8 protein-coding genes are annotated in these 11109 nt (G+C 70.1%); 5 read left to right on the plus strand and 3 right to left on the minus strand.

The window, feature by feature from the left end; translation table 11 throughout:
• Nucleotides 1-168: 168 nt before the first annotated feature.
• Both JNL41_RS07455 and JNL41_RS07460 read left to right on the plus strand, forming a co-directional pair.
• Nucleotides 169-1662: an HWE histidine kinase domain-containing protein gene (locus JNL41_RS07455; protein ID WP_293473648.1), complete on the plus strand. Its 1494-nt coding sequence runs from the start codon at nucleotides 169-171 to the stop codon at nucleotides 1660-1662.
• Nucleotides 1663-2212: 550 nt separating this feature from the next.
• Nucleotides 2213-2638, plus strand: coding sequence for a response regulator (locus tag JNL41_RS07460; RefSeq protein WP_293473649.1), 426 nt, complete (start codon nucleotides 2213-2215; stop codon nucleotides 2636-2638).
• Here JNL41_RS07460 and JNL41_RS07465 read toward each other — a convergent pair.
• On the minus strand, nucleotides 2635-3957 hold the full coding sequence (locus tag JNL41_RS07465) for a dicarboxylate/amino acid:cation symporter (protein ID WP_293473650.1): 1323 nt from the start codon (nucleotides 3955-3957) through the stop codon (nucleotides 2635-2637). The two genes, JNL41_RS07460 and JNL41_RS07465, sit on opposite strands and share 4 nt — an antisense overlap.
• 219 nt (nucleotides 3958-4176) lie before the next feature.
• Here JNL41_RS07465 and JNL41_RS07470 point away from each other — a divergent pair, with 219 nt between their 5' ends.
• Nucleotides 4177-5412, plus strand: a complete 1236-nt coding sequence (locus JNL41_RS07470) for a serine hydrolase domain-containing protein (RefSeq protein ID WP_293473651.1) — start codon at nucleotides 4177-4179, stop codon at nucleotides 5410-5412.
• 2 nt (nucleotides 5413-5414) lie between these two features.
• On the plus strand, nucleotides 5415-6449 hold the full coding sequence (locus JNL41_RS07475; RefSeq protein ID WP_293473652.1) for a hypothetical protein: 1035 nt from the start codon (nucleotides 5415-5417) through the stop codon (nucleotides 6447-6449).
• A gap of 20 nt (nucleotides 6450-6469) precedes the next feature.
• Here JNL41_RS07475 and JNL41_RS07480 read toward each other — a convergent pair whose 3' ends face one another.
• Both JNL41_RS07480 and JNL41_RS07485 read right to left on the minus strand, forming a co-directional pair.
• Nucleotides 6470-7087 carry a GDYXXLXY domain-containing protein gene (locus JNL41_RS07480; protein ID WP_293473653.1) on the minus strand — a complete coding sequence of 206 codons (618 nt, stop codon included), beginning with the start codon at nucleotides 7085-7087 and terminating at the stop codon, nucleotides 6470-6472.
• A 29-nt stretch (nucleotides 7088-7116) separates the two neighbouring features.
• Entirely contained in the window at nucleotides 7117-8214 is a 1098-nt protein-coding gene (locus JNL41_RS07485) for a DUF2157 domain-containing protein (RefSeq protein WP_293473654.1), read from the minus strand.
• A 345-nt stretch (nucleotides 8215-8559) separates the two neighbouring features.
• Between JNL41_RS07485 and JNL41_RS07490 the strand changes: the two genes are divergently transcribed.
• On the plus strand, nucleotides 8560-11109 hold a 2550-nt coding region (locus tag JNL41_RS07490; protein ID WP_293473655.1), incomplete at its 3' end, for a TonB-dependent receptor.

The raw sequence follows: 11109 nt of genomic DNA on the forward strand, positions 1-11109 counted from the left end.
GACGGTTCGCCTGACCCCTCGAAGGCTCAGGACCTTGCTCGGGAGTGGGCCATTCGGCTTCCCGACCTCGGACCGACCCAGGCGCCGAACGACATAGCGTAGCATGCGAGTTGCCTCGCCAGTCTGCGCTCGTCACGCTACCCTGGGCTGCAAGGTGCGCGAGGGGCGATGTCACCGCCGGCCGAGGATCTCGAAGCTGAAGCCGCGAGGCTGCGCGCCCGCGTGGCCGAACTCGAGGCCGACCTCGCCGCCAAGCCCCCCATCGACCGGATCAGCCTCTACCGCATGGCCAACGCCGCGCCCTGGGGCGTCATGGCCATCAACGCGGAACGCCGCCTGGACTACGCCAACCCGGCCCTGCAGCCCTGGCTGATCGCGCCCGCGCCGGCCATGGGCCTGAGCGAGGCCGAGGCCATCGGGCCGGCCCTGCGCGACGTCCTGGCTGCGCCGGTCGCCGAAGCGCTCGAAGGCCGCGAGTTCGCCGCCGAGATCTCCCTGCGCGACATGACCGGCCAGGTCCGCGACCTGCGTGTACAGGTCTTCCCGCGCGGCGGCGGCGGCGTGCCGGTCACCGGCGCCATCGTCAGCGTCTACGACATCACCGAGACCCAGGCCCTGGACCGGAGCGTTCGCGAGAACGAGGCGCGGCTGAACCACATCAACGCCGTCACGCCCACCGCCAACTACATCTTCGACTACGCCGAGGGTCGCGTGGCCTGGGCGGCCGGCATGATGGAGGCGGTCTACGGCTATGGCGCCGAGCATATGCAGCGTTCGGACCGCGCCTTCTTCCGCGGCATCATCCACCCGGAAGACCTGTCGCGGGTCATCCAGCGGGTCGCGGCGCTGTCGCGCCGGCCCGACGGCTCGGTGATGGAGATCGAACTCCGGGTCCGCCACCCCGACGGCGAGTACCGCTGGATCCTCGACCGCGGCGCGGTGTTCGAACGCGACGCCGCGACCGGCCGGGTCGCCAAGACCCTGAACGCGACCATCGACATCGACGAGCGCAAGCGCGCCGAGGAACGCCGCATCCTGCTCATCAACGAGCTGAACCACCGGGTGAAGAACACGCTGGCGACGGTCCAGTCGATCGCCCGCCAGACCCTGCGTCCGGGCCGGCCGCCCGAGCAGACGATCGATCTCTTCACGGCGCGCCTCGTGGCGCTTTCCGCCGCGCACAACGTGCTGACGCGTGAGAACTGGGAAGGCGCCGGCCTGCGCGCCATCGTCGACGACTCCCTGGCGCCGTTCGCGAGCGGCGCAGAGGCCCGGATCGGCGCGTCCGGCCCCGACGTGCGGCTGACGGCGCGCGCCGCGCTGGGGCTGGCCATGGCGCTGCACGAGCTGGCGACCAACGCCACCAAGTACGGCGGCCTGTCGAACGACGTGGGCCGCGTCGATCTTGCCTGGCGCCTCGCGAACGACGGCCGGCGGCTGGAGATCGAGTGGCGCGAGCGCAACGGTCCGGAGGTCTCGACGCCGCTCCGCGGCGGCTTCGGCACGCGCCTGCTGACCCAGGGCCTGCGGGCCGAACTGGACGCCACGGTCGACCTGGACTTCGCCGCGGACGGCGTCGTCTGCCGGATCGTGGCGCCCCTGGACCCGCCGGACGCCGAGTGGACCACGCCGCCGACGGCCACCGCCGGCACGAACCCCTGACGTCGGCCCAGAACGCGGTTGACAGGCGGACATCCAGTATTTACTGAACACACAACAACTGGACTCATCGAGATCTCGCCATCCGGATCGAAGGCCTGCGGCGCATACCCCCCTGCCCAGCCTTTCAGACCCCGCGACCCCCTATACTCCCCCCTGGCAGCGGGGGTTTCCGGATGGCGAGCCCCACCAGAACCTGCGAGGAGAGCCGTTGCGCGCCGCCCCGACCCGCTATGCGATCCGCTGGTGGCGGCTGACGGAGGCGGTCGCGATGCTGGCTTCGGCCGCGGGCGTGATCGCCGTCGTCGCACGGCTGGTCTGATCGCCGCAGGCGGCGTGCTTAACCCGCCGGGAATCGCGACACGCGCGCGAACGATCCCGGAAACCACATCCTGCGACGGCCGACACGCGTCGCTCGCCGCGCATCTGCCCTCGAATCGGCCCGCGTTAACGCGGATTCAGTCTCTTCGATAAAGTTACCTTAAACGGCGTCGGCCAAGTTCAGGCTCTTAAGGGCGCTCTCCCCCCGCGCGCCCGGAGCCGGAGCAGTCCAGTGTCGGAGACGACTGGCGACGGCGGCAGGCCGCTCAAGGTCCTGCACGTCGACGACGACCCGATGAACCTGCGCGTCGTGCAGGAGATCCTCGGCGCCTTCGGGCACCGGGGGGTGATCGCCTGCTCGGGACAGGACGCCCTGGAACGCCTGGCGGTCGAGACTTTCGACCTGGTCCTGCTCGACATCCACATGCCCGGCATGACCGGGATCGAGGTCATCCAGCGCCTGCGCGCCTCGGCCGGTCCGCCGAGCCGCGTGCCGGTGATCGCGCTCACGGCCGACATCTATTCCCGCCGCCCTGCCGAATACGTCGCGCTGGGCTTTTCCGACTTCGTGTCGAAGCCGATCCTGGTCTCGGGCCTGATGGCCTCGATCAAGCGCTGCGCCGCCGCGGCCTCCGCCGGGATCCGCAAGGTCGGCTAGTCCGCGTCGGCCTCGACGGGCTGCCGGGCCAGGGGCTCGGGACCGCCGTCCAGCGCCATGCGCAGCTTCTCGCGGTCGAGCTGGCCCTCCCAGCGGGCCACCACGAGGCTCGCGACGGCGTTGCCGACGAAGTTGGTGAGCGCCCGGCACTCGCTCATGAACCGGTCGATGCCGAGGATGAGCGTCATCCCGGCCAGCGGCACGGTCGGCACCACCTGCAGCGTGGCCGCCAGCGTGATGAAGCCGGCTCCGGTGACCCCCGCCGCGCCCTTGGAACTCAGCATCGCCACGCCGAGCAGCAGGAGCTGGTCCTCCAGGCTGAGGTCGATCCGCATCGCCTGAGCGATGAACAGCGCCGCGAGCGTCATGTAGATGTTGGTGCCGTCGAGGTTGAACGAGTAGCCGGTAGGCACCACGAGGCCGACGACCGGCTTGGCGGCGCCCGCCCGCTCCATCTTCTCCAGCAGCGAGGGCAGCGCCGCCTCGGACGACGAGGTCCCCAGGACGAGCAGCAGTTCCTCCTTCAGGTAGCGGACCAGCTTCAGGATCGAGAACCCGTTCAGCGCCGCGATCGCGCCCAGCACCACCAGCACGAACAGGATCGAGGTGATGTAGAAGGTCGCCACCAGGCCCGCGAGACTGGCCACCGAGCCGATGCCGTACTTGCCGATGGTGAAGGCGAAGGCCCCGAACGCCCCGATGGGCGCCGCGCGCATGAAGATCGCCACCAGCTTGAAGAAGGCCTGGGCCGCGGAATCCAGGACGCGCAGCACCGGCTGCCCGGCCTCGCCGATCGTCGCCAGGGCGATGCCGAACGGGATGGCGAAGAACAGCACCTGCAGGATGTTGCCCTCGGCGAACGCGCCCACCACCGAGTTCGGGATCACGTCCATCAGGAAGCCCACGACGGTCAGGTCGTGCGCCTTGGTCGCGTAGCCGGTGACCTTGCTGACATCCAGCGTGGCCGGATCGACCGCCGCCATCGCCCAGCCCGGATGCACCGTGTTGGCCACGATCAGGCCGACCACCAGCGCGAAGCTCGACACCGTGATGAAGTAGGCGAACGCCTTCACCGCCGTACCGCCCGCCTTGCCCAGGTCGCGCATGTGGGCGATCCCGGTGGCCACCGTCAGGAAGATCACCGGCGCGATGATCATCTTCACCAGCTTGATGAAGGCGTCGCCGAGCGGCTTCAGGGCCTCGCCCGTCGCCGGCCAGAAGTGGCCGATCGCCGCCCCCAGCGCGATAGCGGCGATCACCTGCACGTAGAGGTGCGTCCAGAGCGGCTTCCCCGCCGGACCGTCTGCGCTCGCCGCCATCCCGATTCCCCTCGCCGTCCGCGAAACCTACCTCGCCCGCCCGCGAAGGATAGGCCCTGCTGCGCCGCCGCCCCGATCTCGCGGACAGGTCCGGGGCCGTGAGGCCGCGCGCCACGGACATATCCGTGCAAAACGGCTGGCCCAAGCTTCGAAGACAGGGAATCCTGAGCGCACGAGAGTCCGGCACACCGGACCCGGCCATTGGGGGAGGACGAGACGATGCCCGACCGCCGCAGTCTGCTGCTGGGCGCCGCCGCCACGGCGTTCGCTGCGCCCGCCTGGGCCAGGATCGTCGTGCAGCCGCCCGCCTCCGCCGGCTTCTCCGCGGCCGGCGTGGCCAGGCTCGACAGCGAGATGCACGCGCTCGTCGACCGGCAGCAACTGGCCGGCGTCGTCACCCTGCTGGCCCGCAAGGGCAAGGTCGTGAACCTCGACGCCTACGGCAGGCAGGACGCCTCGGGATCCGCGCCGATGGCCACGGACTCGATCTTCCGCATCGCCTCGATGACGAAGCCGATCACGGGCGTGGCGATGATGCAGCTCTGGGAACAGGGCAAGTGGAAGCTCGACGACCCGGTCGCCCGGCACATCCCGGAGTTCGCAGGCCTGAAGGTGAAGGCGGGCGAGGCCCTGGTCGACCAGACCACGCCCATGACCATGGCCCAGCTCATGAGCCACACGGCCGGCTTCGGCGTCAGCAGCGTCTACGAGAAGGCAGGGCTCAACGAGACCGACCTCCAGGGCATGGTCGACAAGCTGGCCAGCCTGCCCCTCGCCAGCCAGCCCGGCGCGGACTGGGCCTACGGGCCGAGCGTGAACATCCAGGGCTACGTCGTTGAAAAGCTGTCGGGCGTCGACCTCGCCACCTATTTCCAGCGCCACATCTTCGATCCGCTGAAGATGCCGGACACCCAGTTCTGGGTGGAGCCCGCGAAGGCCGCGCGCGTCGTGCGGATCCATACCTATGCCGACGGCAGGATCGTCCCGGCCGGCGAGCCGCGGGTGCAGACCGCCAAGCCGCGCTTCCTTGCCGGCTCCGGGGGCCTCTTCTCCACCGCGCCAGACTACTTCCGCTTCTGCCAGGCGCTCCTGAACGGCGGCGAGCTGGAGGGCGCCCGCGTGCTGAAGCCCGACACCGTCAGGCTGATGCGCAAGTCGGTCCTGAAACCCGGCGTCGGCATCGACCTCTATGGCCCCGTGCAGAAGGGCCTGGGCTTCGGCATGGACTTCGCCGTCCACGAGCGCCCGGCCGAGAGCGGCCTGCCGCAGGGCATCGACAGCTTCTGGTGGGGCGGCGCCTTCGGCACCTGGTTCTGGATCGACCCCACCAACGACGTCGTCTTCGTGGGCATGATCCAGAACGTCAACGGCTCGACCCCCGGCGCGGGGACCCCCGAGATGCGCGCCCGTTCGGCGAACCTGGTCTACGCCGCCCTCACCGAGAAGAAGGCCTGAGCATGCGCGTGTTCCTCACCCTGGCCGCCCTCGCGTTCGCGACCGCCACAGCCCCATCTCTTCCGGCATGGGCCGCCGACGCGCCCTACAAGGCGCCCCGCAACGGCTTCGGCCAGCCCGACCTGGAGGGCGTCTGGACCAATGCCTCGCTGACGAGCCTGGAGCGCGGTCCGCAGTTCAAGACACTCACCATCACCGAGGCCCAGGCCCAGCAGGCCGAGGCCATGCGCGCCCGCATGATGGCCGCACAGAACCGCCCCTCCGACCCCGACGCCGGCGCGCCCGTCGCGGGCAACGACCCCGGCGGCTACAACTCGTTCTGGGTCGATCCCGGCACCCGCATGGGCCGCATCAAGGGCGAGGTGCGCACCTCGTGGCTGGTCGAGCCCGCGGACGGCAAGCTCCCCTACAGGCCCGAGGGCTGGAAGCTCTATCAGGACACGCTGACCAAGGTGCGCAACACCTTCGACGGGCCCGAGGCGCGGCCGCTGGGGGAGCGCTGCATCCTGGGCTTCGGCTCCACCGCCGGCCCGCCGATGATGAACGTGCTCTACAACAACCACTATCAGGTTCAGCAGAGCGCCGACGCCGTCGTCATCGTGGTCGAGATGAACCACGACGCCCGCGTGATCCGCCTGGCCGACAGCCGGCGCCTGCCCGATGGCGAGCCCGAGTGGATGGGCAAGTCGGTCGGACGCTGGGAGGGCGACACGCTGGTGGTCGAGACCACCGGCTTCAATCCGGGCGAGTCCCTGCGCCCCTACTTCGGGGCAAGCCTCTTCCTCTCGCCCGACGCCAAGGTGACCGAGCGCTTCACCCGCATCGCCAACGATCAGATCCTCTATCAGTTCGAGGTCGACGATCCGAAGGTCTACAAGAGCGTCTGGAAAGCCGAGATGCCGCTCAACGCCACCAAGGGGCCGGTCTACGAGTACGCCTGCCACGAGGGCAACTACTCCCTCCCCGGCATCCTGGCCGGCGCCCGCAAGGCCGAGTCCGAAGGCCGCAAGCCGGAGGCGGTGGGAATATCGGAGTGAGCGGTCGCCGTCCGGACGCATCACCACCAGTCGAGATCGACGCGGCGCTTGCCGACGATGAGGCCCTTCACGCGGGCCTTGCCGTCGGGGCCGATGGAGAGGACCGCGTAGCCAGGCGGGCCGCCGCCGCCCGCGGCGCGTTGCAGGTCGCCCTGCACCGCCTCGGCGCCCTTCTGGTCGAGGTGGATGCGGTCGACGCCGAGATCGACGTCGACGGTCACGGTCGGCGCCGCCTCGCGAACCGGGACGCCCGCCCCCCTCGCCGCGGCGGCCAGCGCCGCCTGTTCGGCGATCGACCCCGCGCCGGGGTAGCACGACACCCGCCCCTGCACCGTCACCTCCCCGAGGCGGGCGGCCTCCGCGCGCGTCAGCCCCGCGCCGGCCGCCCGATGGTGGTCGCCGTCGCGCCGCAGCGCGACCCAGACCGGCTTGCCTGAGCGGTAGCCCTCCCGCACGCCGGGCGGGCACGCCCTGCCGGGGAAGGTCTCCTGCATCCGGAACTGGACGTAGTGGCCCTGCAGCAGGCTGCGCGGGTCGTAGCCGGCCAGCGCGAGTCGCACCTCCGTCCCCTGGTCGCGCGCCATGTTCTCGCGCACCACGAGGCCCACGAGCAGCAGCGCCAGCACGCCAGCCGCCATCAGGATCCGAGTGGGAGGCGCCGGGACCTTCACGCCCGCTTCCTCCCGCGCAGCGCCAGCGAACCCGCCAGCGCCAGCAGCGCCGCGCCGGCGAACACCGCCGCCGAGGTCATCAGGCCGACGCCCAGGCTCGTCAGCAGCCATGCGCCCGAACCCAGCAGGCCCAGGACGCCGACCGCGGTCACTCCGCCGTGCCGGTCCACGCGGCCCAGCGCCACCACCGCACCCGAGACCGCCAGCATCACCATGCTCGTCGGCACGCCCTGCAGTCCGGGCGCCAGGCCGATCATCTCGCTGAGCTCGCTCACCGCCGCGCCGAGGCTGCCCAGCGCGGCGCACGCCCACCCGCCGTAGAGCGTGCCCGCCGCCGGCGCGAACCGCTCTCGCGCCCGGCGCGCGCCCGCGCTCAGCGCGACGGCCACCAGCGCCACGGCCAGCATGGGCCCGAACCCCGTCTCGTAGGTCGCCCCGATCCGGATGAACGCCTCGACGACCGCGACCGTCGTCGCTACGCCCGCCGCGTGCGCCAGCGGCTGCGAGCGCCAGCGCAGGGCCAGCGCGGCGCCGGCGGCCGCGCTCAGGATCATCCACCACGGCCACGGCGGCCCCTCGCTGTCGAACAGGCGGAAGCCCGCGACCTCGCCCAGCCCCACGAACACCAGCGCCAGCGCCGCCGTCCACGGCGAGCCGCCGGCCACGGCCAGCAGCGCCGCGGCCAGGCCTGCGCCACGCAGCGCCGCCTGCGGGTCGCCCGCGATGTCGAAGATCTGGCCCGTGAGCCCGATGGCCGCAGCGAACACCAGGGCGGCCACCACCAGGCACACCTGGCTCATGATCGGCCGGCCCCGCGCGCTCGCCCAGGCCGCGGCGCCCGTCACGCCCAGGAACGCCGCCAGGATCGCGGCGAACCGGGCGATGCGCGGGATGTCGGACCAGTTGGCGGCCGCCAGGGCGATGACCGCCACCCCCGCCAGGACCCCGCCGACGATGCCGAGCGCCGTCGCCGCATCCAGCCGGCGCGCCTCGCCCACCTGCGCCAGGATCGCCCCACGATTCTCGGCCGGGACCAGGCCCTGCCCGATCCAGCCGTCGAGGTCGCGCTCCAGCCGCGTGCGGTAGCTCGCCATCGGTCTCCCCGTTCCGGCCAGTCTGGCCCGGACGGGCGCGCGGCGCCTAGTCCCCGCGCCCGAGGATACCGACCGCCCGAATCGAACCTCGCGAGCGGCAGGTCCGCGCCGCCGCAGGCGTGGCGGTCGTCGTCGAAGGGCGCGGCGGCCAGACCGTGTCTTCAGATCACCACCCCGCAACAATTTGTAACCGGCGTGCGCGGGGCGCATTGACGCGACGTACGCCATGCCGGACATTCGAATCCAAGCGCCAAAAAAGGCGCTGTCGAAAACGGGCTTGGGGGAAACATGCTGTCTCGAAAGAGTATCCTGTTGTCGTGCGCGTTTGCGGCGACGGCGAGTGCGATGTCGGCCACGGCGGCCTTCGCGCAATCCAGCACCAACGAAATCGAAGAACTGGTGGTCACCGCCGAAAAGCGGGAGCAGTCCCTGCAGGACGTGCCTGTCGCCGTGTCGGCGTTCACGGACGAACGGCGCGAACTGGTCGGCATCAACTCGGTGCAGGACCTCACCAACTTCACGCCGGGCCTGGCGTACTCCACCAACAACGACCGCGCCTCGCTGCGTGGCATCGGCCGCTTCTCGAACAACCGCTCCACCGAGGGCGGCGTGGCCATGTACAACGACGGCTTCTACACCTCGTCGGTGACGGCCTTCGCGCAGTCCACCCTGTTCCTGGAGCGCACCGAGGTGCTGCGCGGGCCGCAGGGCACCCTCTACGGCAAGAACGCCATCGGCGGCGCGCTCAACATCGTCTCCAAGCGGCCCACCGACGACTTCTTCGCCGAGTTCCGCACCAGCTACGGCAACTATGACGCCAAGGCGGCCGAGGCCGCGGTCTCCGGCCCGCTGTTCGCCGGCATCCGGGGCCGCCTGGCCGCGTCCTGGGGCAACATCGGCAAGGGCGTCTTCGAGAACCTCAACCCGAACGGCAAGGACGAAGGCAATCGCGGCACGGTCTGGACCGGCGAGTTCCAGCTCGACGGGAGCCTGGCCGACGGCAAGCTCGAGTGGTGGCTGAAACACTCCACGACCGAATGGCACACCCTGGGCCGCGGCCCGGGCGGCCGCACCACCGCCACCTACGGCTTCGGCGTGACCGACAACCCGTTGCAGGCGCCGCTGACGCCGAACTCCGCCCGTTTCGGACTGTCCACCGCGCTCGCAGGCAACACCTGCCAGCTCTGCTTCGACACCGACGACGGCAACTACATCAACCTCGAGAGCCAGACCACGACCCTCAACGTGACCTTCCACGCCGACACGTTCGACGTGAAGTACATCACGGGCAGGACCTACTACGACTATCGCCTGCAGACCGACCTCGACGGCACGTCGCGCCAGGCGCCGTTCTTCCTCAGCCTGCAGAACCCGCTCGCGCCCACGACCAACGTGAACGCGCTCTACTTCCCGCGGCAGCACAACCAGTACCAGGAAGAGGTCTGGTGGTTCTCGAACGAGATCAACATCGCCTCGACCACCGACGGTCCCATCCAGTGGCTGTTCGGCGCCTACCAGTTCCGCGAAGGCTCGAACTACCGGCTCTCCGACGCCCGCTTCCCTGACGACGCGCGCTTCGAGACGCCGATCCTGTTCAACGCGACCAACCCGCTCGCCACGGCGGCGGCGGCGCCGAACCCGCTGCGCCGCTACGCGGTCGGCGAGTCCGAGAACAAGAACGAATCCTATGCCGCCTTCGGCCAGGTGGACTGGCAGATCAACGAAGCGTTCAAGGCGACGGCGGGCCTGCGCTACACCTACGACGAGAAGACCTCGTTCGAAGGCGCGCGGCTGTTCTGCCTCTACACCGCCTCGTGCCCCGTCTCGCGCGTGAACGGCCGCCCGGTCGATATCACCGCGGCCGCGTCGCCCGGCTTCTCGACGGTCAACGGCGTGCAGGTCACCGACGCTGCCGTCGTGGGCGGGGTCGGCGGCATCTATACCGACCCGACGACCGGCCTGCGCCACCGCCTGCTGAACTACGACTGGAGCGCGCTGACCGGCACCTTCGGCATCGACTGGAAGCCGGATCCGGACACCCTGATGTACGCAAAGTACTCGCGCGGCTACAAGGCGGGCGGCTTCGACTCGGGAACGACCACCCTCCAGACGTTCGTCACCACCGAGAAGGAGACGATCGACGCCTACGAGGTCGGCCTGAAGAAGACCTTCGGCGGCCGCCTCCAGACCAACGTCTCGGCCTTCTACTACGACTACCAGGACATCCAGATCCCGCTGTCGTTCTTCAACGAGACGGTGGGCGCGAACCAGACCCGCTTCGTCAACGTGCCGAAGGCCGAGAACTACGGCCTGGAGGTCGAGACGGTGTGGCAGCCGATCGACGGCCTGCAGATCCTGGCGAACTACTCCTACCTGAACGCCAAGATCAAAGAGGGCGTGTTCTCGCCGGACCCGGATGATCCGCTGGCCCTCCAGCCCGGCGCCAAGATCGCGCCGGCCTCGGCTCAGGCCGCCAACGCCTGCATCCCCGGCCGCTCGCCGACGGGCACGGGCGCCAACGCCTGTTCGCTGCTGGTGAACGTCAACCAGGACCTCTCGGGCTCACGCCTGCCGTCCTCGACGCCGCATCGGTTCACGATCAACGCGAACTACACCTGGACGTTCGACCCCGGCAGCCTGTCGGTGTCGACCAGCTATGTGTGGCGGGACTCGACCTACTATTCGGTCTTCAACACCTACTACAACCGGGCCAAGTCCTACGGCACGACCGACTTCCGGATGGTGTTCCGCGAAAAGGACGACAAGTTCGCGGTCATCGGCTCGATCAAGAACGTGTTCGACCAGCGTGGTTCTGCGGGCGTCTCCGGCACCCGGATCACCAACAACGCGGTGGGCAACAACGTGAACCACCCGCTGTTCAACCGGGTGAACCAG

The organism is Phenylobacterium sp. (genome assembly GCF_016793285.1).
GTDB lineage: Bacteria > Pseudomonadota > Alphaproteobacteria > Caulobacterales > Caulobacteraceae > Phenylobacterium.

Coding starts and splice junctions, on each gene's coding strand:
- JNL41_RS07455 (WP_293473648.1), top strand. CDS start 169: ATGTCACCGCCGGCCGAGGATCTCGAAGCTGAAGCCGCGAGGCTGCGC.
- JNL41_RS07465 (WP_293473650.1), bottom strand. CDS start 3,957: ATGGCGGCGAGCGCAGACGGTCCGGCGGGGAAGCCGCTCTGGACGCAC.
- JNL41_RS07470 (WP_293473651.1), top strand. CDS start 4,177: ATGCCCGACCGCCGCAGTCTGCTGCTGGGCGCCGCCGCCACGGCGTTC.
- JNL41_RS07475 (WP_293473652.1), top strand. CDS start 5,415: ATGCGCGTGTTCCTCACCCTGGCCGCCCTCGCGTTCGCGACCGCCACA.
- JNL41_RS07480 (WP_293473653.1), bottom strand. CDS start 7,087: ATGGCGGCTGGCGTGCTGGCGCTGCTGCTCGTGGGCCTCGTGGTGCGC.
- JNL41_RS07485 (WP_293473654.1), bottom strand. CDS start 8,214: ATGGCGAGCTACCGCACGCGGCTGGAGCGCGACCTCGACGGCTGGATC.